Source organism: Phaeobacter gallaeciensis, assembly GCF_001678945.1.
Taxonomy (GTDB): Bacteria; Pseudomonadota; Alphaproteobacteria; order Rhodobacterales; family Rhodobacteraceae; genus Phycobacter; species Phycobacter gallaeciensis_A.
Genome location: NZ_CP015124.1, coordinates 3663304 through 3680434, shown reverse-complemented (window position 1 = coordinate 3680434; position 17131 = coordinate 3663304). Strand labels below are relative to the sequence as shown.

General features: G+C 61.8%; 15 protein-coding genes. 7 read left to right on the top strand and 8 right to left on the bottom strand.

Features of this window, described 5'->3' with window-relative positions; all coding sequences use genetic code 11:
- The first annotated feature begins 87 nt into the window (after positions 1-87).
- Positions 88-480 (top strand): GFA family protein, encoded by a 393-nt coding sequence (locus JL2886_RS17360; protein WP_065273145.1) that lies wholly within the window; start codon positions 88-90, stop codon positions 478-480.
- A gap of 21 nt (positions 481-501) precedes the next feature.
- On the opposite strand, the gene JL2886_RS17355 is transcribed toward JL2886_RS17360, so the two are convergent.
- From JL2886_RS17355 to JL2886_RS17340, 4 genes are all read right to left on the bottom strand, one after another.
- Entirely contained in the window at positions 502-1611 is a 1110-nt protein-coding gene (locus JL2886_RS17355) for an ABC transporter ATP-binding protein (RefSeq protein ID WP_065273144.1), read from the bottom strand.
- A gap of 63 nt (positions 1612-1674) precedes the next feature.
- Positions 1675-3048 (bottom strand): sodium:proline symporter, encoded by a 1374-nt coding sequence (locus JL2886_RS17350; protein WP_065273143.1) that lies wholly within the window; start codon positions 3046-3048, stop codon positions 1675-1677.
- A 171-nt stretch (positions 3049-3219) separates the two neighbouring features.
- A complete protein-coding gene (locus JL2886_RS17345; RefSeq protein WP_065273142.1) occupies positions 3220-4347 on the bottom strand; it encodes a hypothetical protein in 1128 nt (375 codons plus the stop codon).
- A 4-nt stretch (positions 4348-4351) separates the two neighbouring features.
- Complete coding sequence (locus JL2886_RS17340) at positions 4352-5131, bottom strand: SDR family oxidoreductase (protein WP_065273141.1); 780 nt, start codon at positions 5129-5131, stop codon at positions 4352-4354.
- A 215-nt stretch (positions 5132-5346) separates the two neighbouring features.
- Between JL2886_RS17340 and JL2886_RS17335 the strand changes: the two genes are divergently transcribed.
- From JL2886_RS17335 to JL2886_RS19530, 6 genes are all read left to right on the top strand, one after another.
- The gene (locus JL2886_RS17335) at positions 5347-6360 is read left to right on the top strand and encodes a Hint domain-containing protein (protein ID WP_065273140.1); all 1014 of its coding nucleotides are present in this window, start codon (positions 5347-5349) and stop codon (positions 6358-6360) included.
- A gap of 251 nt (positions 6361-6611) precedes the next feature.
- Positions 6612-7361, top strand: a complete 750-nt coding sequence (locus JL2886_RS17330) for a hypothetical protein (protein ID WP_133245347.1) — start codon at positions 6612-6614, stop codon at positions 7359-7361.
- Between the two features lie 166 nt (positions 7362-7527).
- A complete protein-coding gene (locus tag JL2886_RS17325) occupies positions 7528-9135 on the top strand; it encodes a peptide chain release factor 3 (RefSeq protein ID WP_065273138.1) in 1608 nt (535 codons plus the stop codon).
- Positions 9136-9250: 115 nt separating this feature from the next.
- A complete protein-coding gene (locus JL2886_RS17320) occupies positions 9251-10207 on the top strand; it encodes a glycosyltransferase family 2 protein (RefSeq protein WP_065273137.1) in 957 nt (318 codons plus the stop codon).
- Positions 10208-10408: 201 nt separating this feature from the next.
- On the top strand, positions 10409-11914 hold the full coding sequence (locus JL2886_RS17315) for a DEAD/DEAH box helicase (RefSeq protein ID WP_065273794.1): 1506 nt from the start codon (positions 10409-10411) through the stop codon (positions 11912-11914).
- A gap of 221 nt (positions 11915-12135) precedes the next feature.
- Complete coding sequence (locus JL2886_RS19530; RefSeq protein WP_156767927.1) at positions 12136-12309, top strand: RSP_7527 family protein; 174 nt, start codon at positions 12136-12138, stop codon at positions 12307-12309.
- 86 nt (positions 12310-12395) lie between these two features.
- Here the strand turns inward: JL2886_RS19530 and JL2886_RS17310 are convergent, their stop codons facing one another.
- The 4 genes from JL2886_RS17310 to nuoN form a co-directional block, all read right to left on the bottom strand.
- Positions 12396-14066, bottom strand: a complete 1671-nt coding sequence (locus JL2886_RS17310) for a ribonuclease J (protein WP_065273136.1) — start codon at positions 14064-14066, stop codon at positions 12396-12398.
- Positions 14056-14844, bottom strand: coding sequence for a type III pantothenate kinase (locus JL2886_RS17305; protein WP_065273135.1), 789 nt, complete (start codon positions 14842-14844; stop codon positions 14056-14058). The genes JL2886_RS17310 and JL2886_RS17305 overlap by 11 nt, the downstream gene beginning before the upstream one ends.
- Before the next feature lie 13 nt (positions 14845-14857).
- The gene (locus JL2886_RS17300) at positions 14858-15607 is read right to left on the bottom strand and encodes a biotin--[acetyl-CoA-carboxylase] ligase (protein ID WP_197492327.1); all 750 of its coding nucleotides are present in this window, start codon (positions 15605-15607) and stop codon (positions 14858-14860) included.
- Positions 15608-15677: 70 nt separating this feature from the next.
- Complete coding sequence (nuoN, locus tag JL2886_RS17295) at positions 15678-17117, bottom strand: NADH-quinone oxidoreductase subunit NuoN (RefSeq protein ID WP_065273133.1); 1440 nt, start codon at positions 17115-17117, stop codon at positions 15678-15680.
- Between the last annotated feature and the right edge of the window lie 14 nt (positions 17118-17131).

Here is a 17131-nt window from a genome sequence, read left to right as displayed (position 1 = left end):
CACCCCTGCCCCGCCCGCCCGTATATTGCAGCCTTGCAGCTGTTCCCCTAGCGTTTGCCCAGTTCATCACGCAGGGAGGCGTATCACATGGTCCAGGGAAGCTGCTGTTGCGGCGCGGTGCAGTTTCAACTGACCGTGCAGCCGCCGATGATGGGTACCTGCCATTGCTCCCGCTGCCGCAAGGTCGGCACCAGCGCCATCGTGCTTGTGCGGCCCGGAGACGTGCAATGGATCAAGGGCAAGAATCAGGTCACCACCTACACGCCTGAGCCGCCCTTCAAATTCATCCGCTGTTTCTGCAAGATCTGCGGCACCTCGCTGGGGGAAATCCTGGCCGAGGACGAGCGTATCGCAATCGCGGCAAGTGCGCTGGATGGCGATATCGGCGTCAGCAACCAGTTTCACGAGTTCGTCGCTGACAAGGCCGATTGGTACGAGATTTGCGACGATGCCCCGCAATACGACGGTGCACCGACATAACGCCAAGGACGGAGTGGTTCCCTACCCCTTTGGGAAGACAAAACACCGGTTGCGCGGGACGGTGAGCCAGAGAACGCGGCCCACTTCGGGCAGGAACACGTTGGGCACCGTCACCTTCAGGAGCGATCCGTCAAAATCCATGCGGAACTCGACCAGGCTTTCATGGCCCAGAAAGCGCGCCCGCTCGACCACACCGCGCGCCGGGACGCCGTCGCTGGGGGTTGGCAAGGGACCTTTGCCCGCGCGGTCGAAATCGATGCGCACGTGCTGCGGGCGAAAGACGATCTCCACATCGGTGCCGTCTGGCACGCCCGGGGCCAGGAACTGGCCGAATGGCGTCTGCGCCAGCGCGCCGTTCACCTGCGCGTTGAGCACATTGACGTCGCTGAAAAAAGCCACCGCCGCCTTATCCACCGGGCGGGTATAGACGTTATAGGGCGCGCCCTGCTGCACGATCCGCCCGCCCCGCATCAGGGCGATCTCATCGGCCATGCGCATCGCTTCTTCGGGCTCGTGCGTCACCAGCAGGACTGCCGTGTCTTCTTCGCGCAAAAGCGTCAGCGTCTCGTCGCGGATGCCATCGCGCAGACGGTTATCAAGGCCCGAAAACGGCTCATCCATCAGCATGATACGCGGACGCGGCGCCAGAGCGCGGGCCAGCGCCACGCGCTGTTGTTCGCCGCCCGACAGCTGGTGCGGGTAATCGTCGATGTATTTCGACAGCGACACCTTGGCGAGCAGCTCCTCGACCCGGGCGCGTTTCTGATCTTTCGGCCCTTTCAGACCAAAGGCGACGTTATCCGCGACGCTCAGGTGCGGGAACAGGGCAAAGTCCTGAAACATCAGGCCGATCTCGCGCCGCTCGGGCGGGACACGGAACACCGTGTCGCAGATCAGCTTGCCATCGACATAGATTTCGCCCTCGTCCTGCATCTCCACCCCGGCGATCATGCGCAGAGTGGTGGATTTACCGCAGCCTGACGGGCCCAGCAGGCAGGTCACCTGCCCCGCCTGAATTTGCAGGGACACATCGTCGACCACCGGGCGCCCGTCGAAGAACCGCTTGATATTGCGGATTTCCAGCCGTGGCGGGGCCATGGTGCTGAGCAGTTCGGCAGGGGCAGTGTTCATGCGGCCTCGGGGCTGTCTCCGACGCTTTTCATCGGGTTTGGCGCAGATGTAGCAGCCCCCCTGTCAGGCTTCAACCCTGCGGCTGCCACGTGCCACTGCGGCAAAGCCGACCACCAGCACGATCACGCAGATCTGCAAAAGCTGCTCGTACTTGTGCCCATCGTACAGCAACCCCGAGACGCCAGGTACATCGCGGAACATATAGGCCGCAGCGCCGACAATGGCCGCACCAAAGCTGACCAGATAGGCCCAGATTGCCACCTGCCGTTTGCCCAGAAGCCCCGCCACCAGCACCGGGGTCAGGAACATCGAGGCGGTACCGGATACAGCCACCGCGTCAAACAGCGTCTTGTTCCCCCAAAGCGTCAGCGCGCCACCAGCAGCGGCAAAGACCACCATGGCGATACGGCCGCCCATCAGGCTGCGCGGCGCAAGGCGCAGTTCTTCGACCACCAGACGCGCGGCAGAGCTGAGCGCGGAATCAAGCGTGGACAGCGCCGAGACCAGCAGCGACACGATCAGCATGACGAAAACCCAGCCCGGCAGCATAGTCGCCCAGGTGCCCAACAGCTGCCCTTCGTATTCCGCGCCCTCAAGGGAAGCCTGAATACCGAAAAAGCCAAAGGCGATGATGCAGAGCGCCGAAATCCAGAAGGCATGCAAAAAGCTTTTGCGGGTGGTGGCGGGATCGGCAAGAAAGCCGCGGTCCATCATCACCGGATCATGCACCGGGTAAGAGAAGACCTGCAGCGCGGCCACCACCAGCAGCACCCAGCCGTTATGGGCGCCCGCGGCCCCCGGCGCGGTCATCACCGCAAAGATATCAAAGCCCGGGCGCAGGATCAGCGCCACAAAGGCGGCGCCAAAGACCACGAGGAACAGCGACATCTGGATCACATCGGTGCGCAGCGCCGCCGACAGCCCGCCCCATGCGGAATAGGCCAGCGCCAGCACACCAACCACCAGAATGGCGGTTGTCTCGGCCCCTGCCACATCCGGCAGGGCGGCGGCAAAGATCAGCCCGACCACCAGCAGGTTGGCAAAAACTTCGGACAACAGGCGCAGTGCGATCACCAGATTATAGGCGGTGGTGCCCGTGGCGCCGAAACGCTCCGCCAGCCAGGATTGCACCGATGTCGCACCCTGTGCGCGCATCCGGCCAACGATATAGCCGCCGGTCAGAAAGGATCCATAGTAGGCCGCATAGGCCAGAGTTCCCGCGATGCCGTAGTAAAAGCCCAGGATCGCGGCGTTCATCAACGAGCGCGCGAAAATCCACGTGGTCACCTGTGACAGCACCAGCGTCCACAGGGTCGGCGCCTCTCCCCGGTCAGACTGACCGCCGAAGAACCCGCCCACCGTCGCCCTCCGCGGCGCGTAATAGAGGCTGAGCAATATGATAGCGGCAAAGATGGTGGTTATGGCGATGGCCTGCATGATCGTTATCCCCGTTTTGATGGGCTTGGCGTAGCAGGCAGGCCTTCACCGCACCATATTGCCCACAGGAATGTGAAGCAGTGTCAGGGAGGAGCCGGGCAACCTGCGCGCAAAACAGGCACCCTCGGCCTCCCGGGCGCCGGGTATTCCATCGTTCCTGGCTGTTGGCAGTTACTCCCCCGCTGGCAACAGGTCGAACCCAGCCTCTGCCCGCACATTGCCATTGACCAACACCTCCAGCCGGTGCGGCCCGGGCACCAGTTTGAACGTGGTGGCATCCCCTTTCAGCTTATGCGCCTTGCTGAACGTCAGGGCACCACGCACCAGTTTGGCCTGTTTCAGCTTGAACACCTTGGCGGAGGCTTTGCCGCCCGGGCGCTGAAAATGCAGCCGGTAATCGACCAGCACCGGCTGCTCCGCTGGCCCCGCCAGATCGACCGTGAAATTCAGCGCATCGCCAATGGGCACCGCTGCGCGTTGCAGCGTGATCCTGGCCTCCACCGGCGCCTCCGGATCATATCCCAGAAGGCCCAGCGCGCCCGGGTGCCCTGCCTTCACCAGTCCACGGCAGGCGTGGCGGGTGATCCAGTCCATTTCCTTGCCCGTCTGTTGTCCGGCCTCCCCCCAGCGGCGCAGGGTCTCGACCACCAGATCCGGTTCTTTCTTGGCGATGTCGTTCAGGTGGTTGGCGACCGAGCGGGTGACAAAGCGCGTGCCATCCCCGTGCAGCCGCTCCAGCAGCGGCAGCGGCGCCCGCAGATCAAGCCCGATCCCAAGCCCCCAGGGCAGACGCGGGCGCGTGCCCTCGCTGACCAGCCGCCGCACGTGGTAATGGTCGTGCCCGGCCCACTCCTGCATCCGCTTCAGCGTAAGATCGGGCCAGCGGTTCAGGAAGGGTCGAATGGCGAATTCCATGGAGAACCGCTGCGTCAGCGCCTCCAGCAGATCCAATGATAGATCCGGGTGCGCTTCCAGCCCCTTGGACACGACGAATTCGCCCAAGGGGGCAAAGATGAAATCGCCGAAATCATCGTCGCGATTGCCGGGGTCCAGCGGCGGCGGCAGGGCCGCGCGTAGCAGTGGCGCCACCTCGGGCAAGGGCGCGGCGTAATGCTGCCCCAGAACCTCGGCGATCCAGTCGATCCGCTGTTTCAGCTCCAGTTCCGGCAGGCGGGCGTTCACCTGCGCCTCGAACCCCGGCGCGTCGAAACCGGGGTCACAGGCCGCAAAAAGACCCGCCAGATAGCGGGTCTTTTCCGGATTAAACAGCTGGTCCTTCAAGGAAAAACCACTGGCCATCGCGTTACAGCGTCATATTGGTGGCGCCGCCATCCAGCAGGATGTTCTGCCCCACGATGAAGCCCGCATGCTGCGAGCAGAGGAAGGCACAGGCCGCGCCGAATTCCTGCCGGGTGCCATAGCGGCCCGCCGGAATGGTTGCTTCGCGCTGAGTGCGGGCCTCTTCGATGGAAATGCCCTTTTGCCCGGCTACGCCGGTGTCCAGCGACACGGCACGGTCGGTTGCGTGAATGCCCGGCAGCAGATTGTTGATGGTGACACCGCTGCCTGCGACCTGCCGCGAGGTGCCCGCAACATAGCCAGTGAGACCGGCACGCGCCGAATTCGACAGGCCCAGCACCGCGATCGGTGCCTTTACCGATTGCGAGGTGATATTGACCACCCGGCCCCAGCCACGCTCCATCATGCCGGGCAGCAGCGCTTTCATCAGCGCAATCGGCGCCAGCATATTGGCATCCAGCGCCTTGATGAAATCGTCGCGCTCCCAGTCCGACCACATGCCGGGGGGCGGGCCGCCCGCGTTGGTGACCAGAATGTCGGCCGCGCCTGCGGCGTCCAGCACCTTTTGCTGACCCTCGGCGGTGGTGACATCCGCAACCACGGTCTCAACCTCGACGCCATAGGTATCGCGGATGGTCTGCGCCGCCGCCAGCAGCGCCTCTTCTCCGCGTGCGTTCATCACCAGATTGACCCCGGCTTCGGCCAGCGCCTCGGCACAGCCAAGCCCCAGACCCTTGCTGCTGGCACAGACCAATGCGCGCTTGCCTGCAATTCCCAGTTCCATGTTCGTCCTCCATCTGGATTCTTCGTTTCCGGCGCAGACTGTGCACTCTGCGCCCGCCGTTGACCAGCCTTCCCGCCCCCGCCATGATCACCTATGTCGTGATCACGGGTCAGAAATTCTGTCCGTTGTCGTCTGTTTCGTGCCATATTTCCCGGATAGGTTAAACCAACCGCTGGCGCCCGCGCCGCCCCTTCTTTGCACAGACGAGCCATACCGTGACAGCCGACCGCACCGCGATCCGATCCATCCCGGCCCATGCCGCCGCCGCCTTTTTGGTGGAGACCGGCGCCAATATGGGCGATCCGCTGGGGGTGCTGGAGGATCTGGTGCTGGACGATGTCTATATGCTCGCCCCCGGCGCCGCAGCCCCGCGACGCCTGTCGGTGGCCAGCGGCAGCGATGGCAGTTTCACCCTCGCCGAAGACAGCGAGCTGGGCCAGCCCGGCGCCGCGCTGCATCTCGACTGCGCGCTCACCCTGATGGCCGAGGCCGGTCCCAATGTGGATGCGCTGGTGATGGTGGAGGTCGATGCCGAAGGGCTGATCGCCGCGGTCTACCTGGTGCCGATGGCGCCGCTGATGCCGCAGACCGGATATACGCTTCTGAAGGCCGAGCGCGCCCCGGCCCGGGCGCGGCTGGCGCAGATGGCCTCGATCGCCTTTACCCGGGGCACCCATATTACCCTCGCCACCGGCGCCCAGAAACCGATCGAGGATCTGCGCCCCGGTGACCGCATCCTGACCCGCGATGATGGTGTGCAGGAATTGCGCTGGATCGGTCAGACCACCAGCCGCGCTACCGGCGCCATGGCCCCGATCCTTATCCGCAAGGGTACGCTCAACAACGCCCGCGACCTACTGGTCAGCCCCGATCACCGGCTGATGGTCTACCAACGCCACGATGCGCTGGGGGCCGGAACGCCGGAATTGCTGGTCGCCGCCCGCCATCTGGTGAACGGAGACAGCGTGGTGGTGCAGGACGGCGGGTTCGTGGATTACTTCCAGCTGCTGTTTGACCGCCATCACATCGTCTATGCCGAGGGCATCGCCGCCGAAAGCCTGTTCCTGGACCCGGTGACCGAACCCGCCCTGCCCCCGGGCCTGCTGCAGCGGATCGCAGACGGATCCATCCCCCCCCAGCGCCGCGACAGCCACGGGCTGGACGTGCCAAGCCCGCTCTTGGACCGGCCCAATTTGGTGGAGCTGCTGAAGCGGGCGTCGCTGCGGTAGGCCTTTTTGATGTTACGCGTTATTTGATGACTACCTTGCATTATCCTCGGGGTCAGACGTGAAGCGGGTCCCAAGTCCGAATGCAGAATTCGGGCCCGCCGACACCAATGCGGACATACGAGATCATCCGCAGCGCAACCAGACAGGTGGGTGCAATGGCGTTTCCGTACCTTTGCCATGATCCGGATCAAGGCGTGCAGCTGTAGGTCAGTTCAGAATGCTTTGCGCGCGGAACTGAGAGGGCAAAGGTCATGGAAGCAAAAAGCCTCATCCGACTATTCAGCTTGGTCGCAGCCCTGAGTTTAACCGGGTGCCTGGATACGACCCAGGTCGGTATTCCGAGTAATGCGCAAGCGCAGTATTCGAAAATCGGCCTAGTCACTCAAATCAGTGATAATGTTGTGTCAACCTACTGGGACGCTGCATTCGCCGAGCCACAGCCGATTGACGGCAAATTGGGATGGAACGCCGCATCGGCGGCGGGCGGTTTTGTAAAGGAACAACTCACCCCGACAGGCGCAGTCGTTGCAAACGTTCCCTCGCACACTGGCGCAGCGGCGCAGAAGACCGACGCCGTCATCGTACTTCAGCAAACGCCCCTGGATATTCTGGGCCAGAACTACAATCCCGGACGCGACTTCTTTGCCCTCGGCGGCGGGCTGTTTGCAATCGGCGCCATCGCAAGTGCTGAAAAAGCCAAAGGTGAAAAATACCAACCGCGTTTTGTCCTGTGGGTTCGCAACCCTGCAGTAAATAAAGCGCTCATCGGGGAGAATGCCTGCACAGTTGGCCTCACCGCATCTCTGGTCGATCCCGCTACTGGCAGTCAAATTGTTGAAGGCAAACAGGTAAGCGGACGATCTGTCATTCCAGGTAACTTGCAAACCAAAGATTGGGCCAATTTTTCGACCAGCGAGAAGCAACTTGTGCGTTCGCATTGTTCATTGGCGCTGCGCAGCGCTGTCTCACAAGCACTTGTGGGGTTGAAGGTCGTGCGCTGAAAGAGGGTGACGTCGGGCTGAAACCTCCCCAAGACGCGGCGCACGCAAGTTAGACATTTTGCCAAAGGGTTGCCGGGACATGCAATCGACCCGGTGTATGCCCAGTGCACGTAGGGGCCCGCCTGTTTTTCTTGCCTCGACCCGCAATCCTGATATACGCGCGCTCATGCTGGATTCCGTCACAAACCGCCCCGAACTGCCGCCCGAAATCGCGCGGCGCCGCACCTTTGCGATCATCTCGCACCCGGATGCGGGCAAGACCACTCTGACCGAGAAATTCCTGCTCTATGGCGGCGCGATCCAGATGGCCGGTCAGGTGCGCGCCAAGGGTGAAGCGCGGCGCACGCGCTCGGACTTCATGCAGATGGAAAAGGACCGGGGCATCTCGGTTTCGGCCTCGGCCATGTCGTTCGATTTCGACGGTTTCCGCTTCAATCTGGTGGACACCCCCGGCCACTCGGACTTTTCCGAAGACACCTACCGGACGCTGACGGCGGTGGATGCGGCGGTGATGGTGATCGACGGCGCCAAAGGTGTCGAGAGCCAGACGCAGAAACTGTTCGAAGTCTGCCGCCTGCGCGATCTGCCGATCCTGACCTTCTGTAACAAGATGGACCGGGAAAGCCGCGACACGTTTGAGATCATTGACGAAATCCAGGAAATGCTGGCGATTGACGTGACCCCCGCCAGCTGGCCCATCGGAGTCGGGCGCGATTTCATCGGTTGCTATGACCTGTTGCGCGACCGGCTGGAGCTGATGGACCGCGCCGACCGCAACAAGGTTGCCGAGAGCATCTCGATCGAAGGGCTGGACGATCCGAAACTGGCAGAACACGTGCCTGCGCATCTGCTTGAGAAGTTCCTGGAAGAGGTGGAGATGGCCAAGGAGCTGTTGCCGACCCTTGACCCGCAATCGGTGCTGGAGGGTCATATGACCCCGATCTGGTTCGGCTCTGCGATCAACTCCTTCGGGGTGAAGGAGTTGATGGATGGGATCGGCCGATACGGCCCCGAGCCGCAGCCGCAAAAAGCCAGCCCGCGCCAGGTCTGTCCGGAGGAAAAGAAGGTCGTCGGCTTCGTCTTCAAGGTACAGGCCAATATGGACCCCAAGCACCGCGACCGCGTCGCCTTCGTGCGCATGGCCTCGGGCCATTTCAAACGCGGCATGAAGCTGACCCACGTGCGCACCAAGAAGCCCATGGCGATCTCGAACCCGGTGCTGTTCCTGGCTTCGGACCGGGAACTGGCGGAAGAGGCATGGGCGGGTGACATCATCGGTATTCCGAACCACGGCCAGCTGCGCATTGGTGATACGTTGACCGAAGGCGAGGCCCTGCGGGCGACCGGTATCCCCTCCTTTGCGCCGGAACTGCTGCAGACCGTGCGGGCGGGCGATCCGATGAAAGCGAAGCACCTGGAAAAGGCGCTGATGCAATTCGCAGAGGAAGGCGCCGCCAAGGTCTTCAAACCCTCGTTCGGCTCCGGCTTCATCGTCGGCGTTGTGGGTGCTTTGCAGTTCGAAGTGCTCGCCAGCCGGATCGAGATGGAATACGGCCTGCCGGTGCGTTTTGAGCCCTCTCAGTTTACCTCGGCCCGGTGGGTCTCCGGGGAAAAACCGGCGGTGGAGAAATTCATCAACGCCAACAAGCAGCACATCGCGACAGACCATGACGGCGACACCGTCTACCTGACGCGGCTGCAATGGGACATCGACCGGGTGGAGCGGGATTATCCGGACTTGAAACTGACCGCGACCAAGGAAATGATGGTCTAACACCATCAATGCCCGGGCGGTTCAACATGGCCCGGGCGCGTTTCCAGACCGGCGGTGATCTGGAGACGATCGTCGACTGCGACGTCCTGCTGAACCGCCGTTCTAAGAGGCTGCCCTGACACATTCGCCGACACAGACATGGGGTATCGTCAGCACCATAAAGGCCGAGGCCAAGGAGGTACTGAACTTTGCCGCATATCATCTGGACGCAGGCGCGCATCGGCTTTTCCTCTATCTTGATGCCCCCTGCCCCGAGGCACGCGATCTCTTGGCGCGGCACCCAAAGATCCGGGTTTTCGACTGCGATGACGCCTCCTGGGCGCAGCGGCGCAAGGGCGGCAAACCTGACAAGCACCAGGTCCGGCAAACCCTGAATGCCACCCGCGCCTACAGACGTCAGACCAAGGGGCTGGATTGGCTGATCCATATGGATGTGGATGAATTCCTCTGGTCCAAAGAGCCCTTGTCACAGGTGCTGGCGCGCCAGCCCGAAACGGCTCTCTGCGCGCGCGCGTACCCGATTGAAAGCCTGGCCGGAGGCGACGGCTCTGCCTTCAAGACGCAAATCCCCCGTGGTAGCGACAGAGGTGCCCGGGCCGGGCAGCTTTATCCCACCTATGGCGAGCATCTGCTCAGCGGCTTTCTCAGCCATACCCAAGGCAAGCTTTTCGTCCGTCCGGGTGTGGAAGAGGGCAAGCTGCGCATCCACAATTTCTTCGTGGACGGGGAGGAAAATCCCAGCCAAGTGGTCCTGCCGGATGTCGACCTGTGCCATCTTCACGCCCGCGATTGGGACAGCTGGCTGTCGCATTACAGCTACCGGCTGAAGCAGGGCTCCTACCGATCCGAGCTGAAACCGGCCCGGCCCCGCGACAAGGGCGGTATCAATCTGCACGAACTCCTCTCCGCCATCGAGGCGGAACAGGGCACCAACGGTCTGCGCGATTTTTTCAACGAGACCTGCGCCGACAGCCCGGAACTGCGGACGCGGCTTGAGCAGGAAGGCTGCCTGCGAATCCGTGAACTGCGCCTCGCGGAGAAACGCGCCAAACATTTTCCAAAATTCGCCTAAAGGGCGATAATCTCTGCAAATATGCACCGAAAGAGCGCGAAAAACCGCGTTTTTTCCTGCAAAATCAGCCTTCAATTGACGGTGCACCCGTATTTTGCTAAGTCCGCCCCGAAGCCGGAAGCTGCCAAACCGCATGACCTTGCGAAACCGGCTGACTCACACACGCGCGGGCCTGGTCAGTGTCCGCAAAAACGGACGCATATGACAAAATTCACCGATCTGAACTTGAACCCCAAGGTCCTCAAGGCAATTGAGGAAGCCGGGTATGAATCCCCCACCCCGATCCAGGCCGGAGCGATTCCGCCCGCGCTGGAGGGACGCGACGTTCTGGGGATCGCCCAGACCGGTACCGGGAAGACCGCTTCTTTCACCCTGCCTATGATCACGATGCTCGCCCGCGGTCGCGCGCGCGCGCGGATGCCGCGCAGCCTGGTGCTCTGCCCCACGCGCGAGCTGGCAGCACAAGTTGCTGAAAACTTCGACACCTACACCAAGCACCTGAAACTGACCAAGGCCCTGCTGATTGGCGGCGTCAGCTTCAAGGAACAGGACCAGCTGATCGACAAGGGCGTCGACGTTCTCATCGCAACGCCCGGTCGCCTGCTAGACCATTTTGAACGCGGCAAGCTGATCCTCTCTGATGTGAAGGTCATGGTGGTGGACGAAGCCGACCGGATGCTTGATATGGGCTTTATCCCTGATATCGAACGCATTTTCGGCCTGACGCCCTTTACCCGCCAGACCCTGTTCTTCTCGGCCACCATGGCGCCCGAGATCGAGCGGATCACCAACACCTTCCTGTCGAACCCCGAGCGGATCGAGATTGCCCGTCAGGCAACCACCTCGGAAACCATCGAACAGGCCGTTGTGGAATTCAAAGCCTCCCGCAAGGATCGCGAAGGCAGCGAAAAGCGCAAAGTGCTGCGCGCGCTGATCGATCAGGAAGGCGAAAAGCTGACCAATGCGATCATCTTCTGCAACCGCAAGATGGACGTGGATGTGGTGGCAAAATCGCTGAAGAAATACGGCTATGACGCCGCGCCCATTCACGGCGATCTGGACCAGAGCCAGCGGACCAAGACCCTTGATGGGTTCCGCGAGGGCCAGTTGCGCATTCTGGTAGCTTCGGACGTGGCTGCGCGCGGTCTCGACGTGCCCAGCGTCAGCCATGTGTTCAACTACGACGTTCCCGGCCACGCCGAGGACTACGTGCACCGGATTGGCCGCACCGGCCGCGCCGGCCGTGAGGGCAAGGCGATTACCATCTGTACCCCGCGCGATGAGAAGGCGCTGGATGCAGTCGAAAGCCTGGTTCAAAAGACCATCGCCCGCCTGGAAAACCCTGTTAAAAAGGCACCCAGCCGCAAATCCACCGAAGATCCCGTGGACGCAGGCAACGATGATACCGCCGCAAGCAAGCCCAAGCCGACCCGCAGCCGTCGTGGTAAATCGGCGGACAAGGGTCAGGACGCGCCCAAGGATGCAAAGGCAGATCAGGCAACAGACGCGGATACGGACACAGCAACCGCACCAAAATCCCAGTCCCGCTCTGGCGACAAATCGGCCAATGCTGAAAAGCCAGCGAAACAATCGCGTGGTGGCCGTGGAGGCAAGCAGGACCGCCGCGACGACCGCAAGGTTGTCGGCATGGGCGATCACATGCCCAGCTTTATCGCGCTGTCCTTTGACGAACGCCGCGCTAGCTGACGCATCAGCACTTTGACAGTTTTAACGGCTGCATCCTGAATGGGATGCAGCCGTTTTTCGTTCGCCCCTACGGCGCCTGCCAACCGATCATTCGCGGTTTGGTGACTTGCTTTGCACCTGCAGCATGGCGGCATTGATCATTTGACCGGATGTCAAACCCGCCGCAGGGGACTATGTCACCCCCAAGCAAGACAGACACATCTCACAGGTTGAAAAGTTAAATGACCCAGTTCGACAACACCCCGCTCACCGCACAGGACATCCAGGCAATCGAGCAGCGCGCCCATGCAATGCGCAGCGCGGCAATGGGCAACATGCTGCGCGCCCTGGTGGAACGCATCGGCGGCGCCGTCCACAAGATCACCGCACTGGTGCACCGCCCGCGCCACGCCTGATCGCACTTTCGAATACCACCACTCACAAAAACGCCCTGACTTATCCAGTCAGGGCGTTTTCGTTTTCAGTCTTTGACAAGTAGGGATCAGCGCATACGGCTGATCACCACCGTTACTTCAGGCTTCTTGCCGATCTCGTTGTTCGCGGTTTGACGCGCCACACGGCGCAACTCGCCTTCCAGCTTGTCATCGTCGCGCAGGGTCTTGGCACCGGCGCGCATCAGGAACTGGTTCAGGTCCTCTTCGATCACCTCAGCCAGCGCCGCATCGGATGTTCCGGTCTCCGCTAGGCCTTTGATGTCGCACCAGGGTTCGCCCAGCGGTTCGTCTTCTTCATCAAGGATCACCGTGATCACCACGTGGCCGTTCAGCGCCATGCGGATCCGGTCACGCACGATGCCATCCAGTGCGCCGATCTTGACCGATCCATCCAGATAGGTCCGGCCGGTGTCCACATAGTCGACGATCTTCGGCCCCTGATCACCGGAAAGATCCAGCATGGTGCCGTTCACCGCCACAACGCTGGCATAGCCTTTTTCCTCGGCAATGCGAGCGTGCTGGCGCAGGTGGCGGTGTTCGCCGTGCATCGGCACCAGGATCTTCGGTTTGACCAGCGCGTGCAGCTGTTCAAGGTCGGGACGGTTGGCATGGCCCGACACGTGGTACAGGCCAGAGCTGTCATCTACGACGTCGACGCCGCGCTCCGAGAACTGGTTCATGATGCGGATCACGCCCTTCTCGTTGCCCGGAATGGTTTTCGAGGAGAACAGGAACAGATCACCGGCCTTCAGCTCAAGCCCGCGATACTTACCGCGTGCCATCTGCGCGGTTGCCGCCCGGCGTTCGCCTTGGCTACCGGTAGTGATCAGCATCACGTTGTCACGCGGCAGTTCCTGCGCGTCCTCAGGCTGGATCACCTTGGGGAAATCCTTCAGCACACCGGTTTCCACGGCGGCCTCAACCATGCGCAGCATGGCACGGCCCAAGAGGACGATCGACCGCCCTGCCCGCTCGCCCGCCTCGGCAAGGGTCTTCACTCGCGCAACGTTGGAGGCAAAGGTGGTGGCTGCAACCATGCCGGTTGCGCTCTCGATCAGTTTGGTGATCTCCGGCGCCAGTTCGGATTCAGAGCGACCGGGATGGGCCGAGAAGACATTGGTGGAATCACAGACCATCGCCTGCACACCGTCCTTGGCGATCTCGGTCCACATCTGCGGATCAAAGGCTTCGCCGACCAGCGGGTTCGGGTCCAGCTTGAAATCGCCGGTGTGCACGATCCGCCCCGCCGGGCTGTCGATCACCAATGCGCCGCTTTCGGGGATGGAGTGGGACATCGGCGCGACACCGACGGTGAAGGGACCAAGTTTGGTCACTTCGGGCCAGGCCGAAACGGTCTGCACCACCTTGGGATCGTGGCCGCGCTCTTCCATCTTGCGGCGGGCGAGGTTGGCGGTAAAGGCACGCGCGTAGACCGGCACCCGCAAATCCCCATAGAGATGCGAGACCGCCCCGATGTGGTCCTCGTGACCGTGGGTGATGAAAATTGCCTCAAGCTGGTCAACGCGTTCCTTCAGCCAGGTGATGTCGGGCATGATCAGATCCACGCCCGGGCTGGTCTCCATATCCGGAAACGCAACGCCCAGATCCACCAGGATCAGGCGTTCCTTGCCCGGTTTGCCATACCCATAGACATAGGCGTTCATGCCAATTTCACCTGCCCCGCCAAGGGGCAGATAGATCAATCGTTCAGTGCTCATTCGGAGTACCGTTATCCTTATTGTATTTATGGATGACCTGTAGGCCGTGCATTGTGAGGTCGTCCTCAAATGCGTCAAACAGATCCGCCGTTTGCTGGAACAAAGGCGCCAGCCCGCCTGTTGATATGATCTTCATAGGCACACCGCGCTCTTCCTTGATGCGGGTGCATATCTCTCGCACCAGCCCCACGTAACCCCAGAACACGCCAGATTGCATGCAGGCCACGGTATTGGTGCCAATGACTTTTTGCGGTTTCGAGATGTCCACATGCGGCAGCGCAGCGGCCGCCTGATGCAGAGCCTCAAGACTGAGGTTCACGCCGGGGGCGATCACGCCGCCGACATAGGCGCCATCCTCGGCCACGACATCAAAGGTGGTCGCCGTTCCGAAATCCACCATCACCAGATTGCCACCGTAGTGATCGAACCCGGCGACCGTATTGACCAGCCGGTCCGGCCCCACTGCGGTGCCTTCATCCACGCGCACCTCGACCGGCAGCAGGCAATCGGGCTTGCCAACCACCAGGGGCCGTGTGTTGAAATAACGATCCGCCAGAACACGCAGGTTGAACACCACCCGCGGCACAGTAGAGGAGATGATCATGTCGGTGATATCCGCCTCGATCCCCTGTAGCCGCATCAGCGTGTTGAGCCAGACGTAATACTGATCCGCGGTGCGTTTCCAATCGGTGGCGGTGCGCCACATGCCGATGAACTCCTCCCCGTCATAGATCGAGAAGACAGTATTGGTATTGCCACAATCAACGGCCAGAAGCATGGGCTTGTCCTTCCTAGAAATAGACATCCGCGGCCGGGATCGAAATGCGGCCTTTGGCGGTGTTTAGGACAAGGTTGCCACTGGCGTCCACCGTTTCGAACGTGCCTTCGGTTTCCGACGTTGCGGTGCGTGCGGTGATGACCTCACCCAGCTTGGCCGCGCGGGCCAGCCAGGCGGTGCGGATCGGTTCAAACCCGTAGGTCGCGAATTGCTCCTCGTATCGGGCAAAGGCCGCGGCCAGCGCCTCAAGGAAATCCTCGGGCGCGACCTGAATACCGGTTTCCGACAGCAGCGAGACCGGCCACACGGCGCCGGGTTCCAGCCACTCCTTCATCGGGGTTTCCATCAGGTTGACGCCAATGCCGATCGACAGATGGCTGACGCCTGTGCCTTGCCCGACGCTTTCCAACAGGATGCCCGCCAGCTTGCCACCGTTCAGCAGCACATCGTTGGGCCATTTCAGAGCCAGCCCCTCGCTGCGCCCCGTCAGGGACTCGCAGGCATCATAGACCGCCAGCGAGGCCACGAAACTGCGCAGCGCCACCTGCGATGCCGGACCTTCAGGACGGATCACCAGCGTGGCTGCGAAATTGCCCTTGGGATCTTTCCAGTCGCGGCCACGGCGGGCGCGTCCCTTGGTCTGACGCAGCGCCAGGATCCACTCGGGGCCCTGAAGCTCACCGACGATCCGCGCTGCCTCGTCCAGGGTGCTGTCCACCTCGGGTAGAACCCGTTTCCCATATCCCGTCGGCCAGGTCATCAAACGCCTCCACCTTTACGCACAAAAGGCCCGGTCATACGACCGGGCCTTCCGAGACTGTCTGAACGATAGATCAATTTACAAGCGTTGCGGCGGCAGCCGCTGCTGCCCCGTCGATGCCGAACTGGTAGACCACCCCGATCAGCATCAGCGCAGCCGATCCCATCAGCGCCAGCGTCAGCACCGGAGAGCCTTTGATCTCGACTTCACCTTCGCCGGAGCCGAAGTACATGTAGAAGACGATCCGCAGGTAGTAGAAGGCACCGATGACCGACGCGACTGCCGAGGCCACGACCAGCCCCATCAGACCCGCATCAACACCCGCCTGCCACACGCCCAGCTTGGCAAAGAAGCCCAGCATCGGCGGAACACCGGCCAGCGAGAACATCAGGATCAGCACTGCCAGCGCCTTCCCCGGCTCGCGCGATGCGAACTGGTTCAGGGCGTTGATATCGGTGACCGGCGTGCCGTCCTTCTCCAGCATCAGGATGAAGGAAAAGGTGCCGATGTTCATGGTGACGTAGATGGCCAGGTAAACCAGCATCGCGGTTACGCCCTGTTCGGTACCCGCAGCCAGACCGATCATCGCATACCCCATATGCGCAACCGAGGAGAAGGCCATCAGGCGTTTGATGTTGGTCTGTCCAATGGCGGCAATGGCGCCAAGGAACATCGACAGAACCGACAGAACCACGATGACCTGTTGCCAGTCGGTAACCGCACCGCCGAATGCGTCATGCAGAACACGGGCGAACAGACCCATCGCAGCAACCTTGGGCGCGGTGGCAAAGAAGGCGGTAACCGGCGTCGGCGAACCTTCGTAAACGTCCGGGGTCCACATGTGGAACGGAACGGCCGAGACCTTGAACGCCATGCCCGAGATCAGGAAGACGAGGCCGAACAGCATGCCCAGCGACATGTGGTTATGCTCTGCCACCTGAATGATACCGGCGAATTTCGTGGTACCGGCAAAACCGTAGACCAGCGAGGCGCCATAGAGCAGCAGACCGGAAGACAGTGCGCCCAGCACGAAGTACTTGAGGCCCGCTTCGGTCGATTTCACGCTGTCGCGGCGCAGGGCAGCAACCACATAAAGCGCCAGCGATTGCAGCTCCAGCCCCATGTAAAGCGCCATCAGGTCGCCTGCCGACACCATGACCATCATCCCCACGGTGCTGAGCGCAACCAGGATCGGATACTCAAAGGGCAGCATGCCGCGGCGCGACATGTACTCTTGTCCCATCACCAGCACCGCTGCGGCACCGATCAGAACCAGAACCTTGGCAAAGCGGGCAAAGCCATCATCGACGAACATGCCGCCAAAGGCCTCGTGCGTGCCATTGCCGCCGGTTGCGATCCAGACCGCCAGGGCGACCATCAGGGCTGCGGTGGACCAGACCAGCGTCGCGGCCAGCTTGTCCTTGCCCGTGTAAACCGCCGCCAGCAGCGCCAGCATTGCGTAAACAGCCAGAATAATCTCTGGCAGGACGACGGAGAGATCAGCTTGGATCATCTGCCTTGGCTCCC

Bases quoted from the DNA above. Each gene is read 5' to 3' on its own strand.
- JL2886_RS17360 (WP_065273145.1), top strand. From the start codon at position 88: ATGGTCCAGGGAAGCTGCTGTTGCGGCGCGGTGCAGTTTCAACTGACC.
- JL2886_RS17355 (WP_065273144.1), bottom strand. From the start codon at position 1,611: ATGAACACTGCCCCTGCCGAACTGCTCAGCACCATGGCCCCGCCACGG.
- JL2886_RS17350 (WP_065273143.1), bottom strand. From the start codon at position 3,048: ATGCAGGCCATCGCCATAACCACCATCTTTGCCGCTATCATATTGCTC.
- JL2886_RS17345 (WP_065273142.1), bottom strand. From the start codon at position 4,347: ATGGCCAGTGGTTTTTCCTTGAAGGACCAGCTGTTTAATCCGGAAAAG.
- JL2886_RS17340 (WP_065273141.1), bottom strand. From the start codon at position 5,131: ATGGAACTGGGAATTGCAGGCAAGCGCGCATTGGTCTGTGCCAGCAGC.
- JL2886_RS17330 (WP_133245347.1), top strand. From the start codon at position 6,612: ATGGAAGCAAAAAGCCTCATCCGACTATTCAGCTTGGTCGCAGCCCTG.
- JL2886_RS17325 (WP_065273138.1), top strand. From the start codon at position 7,528: ATGCTGGATTCCGTCACAAACCGCCCCGAACTGCCGCCCGAAATCGCG.
- JL2886_RS17315 (WP_065273794.1), top strand. From the start codon at position 10,409: ATGACAAAATTCACCGATCTGAACTTGAACCCCAAGGTCCTCAAGGCA.
- JL2886_RS19530 (WP_156767927.1), top strand. From the start codon at position 12,136: ATGACCCAGTTCGACAACACCCCGCTCACCGCACAGGACATCCAGGCA.
- JL2886_RS17310 (WP_065273136.1), bottom strand. From the start codon at position 14,066: ATGAGCACTGAACGATTGATCTATCTGCCCCTTGGCGGGGCAGGTGAA.
- JL2886_RS17305 (WP_065273135.1), bottom strand. From the start codon at position 14,844: ATGCTTCTGGCCGTTGATTGTGGCAATACCAATACTGTCTTCTCGATC.
- nuoN (WP_065273133.1), bottom strand. From the start codon at position 17,117: ATGATCCAAGCTGATCTCTCCGTCGTCCTGCCAGAGATTATTCTGGCT.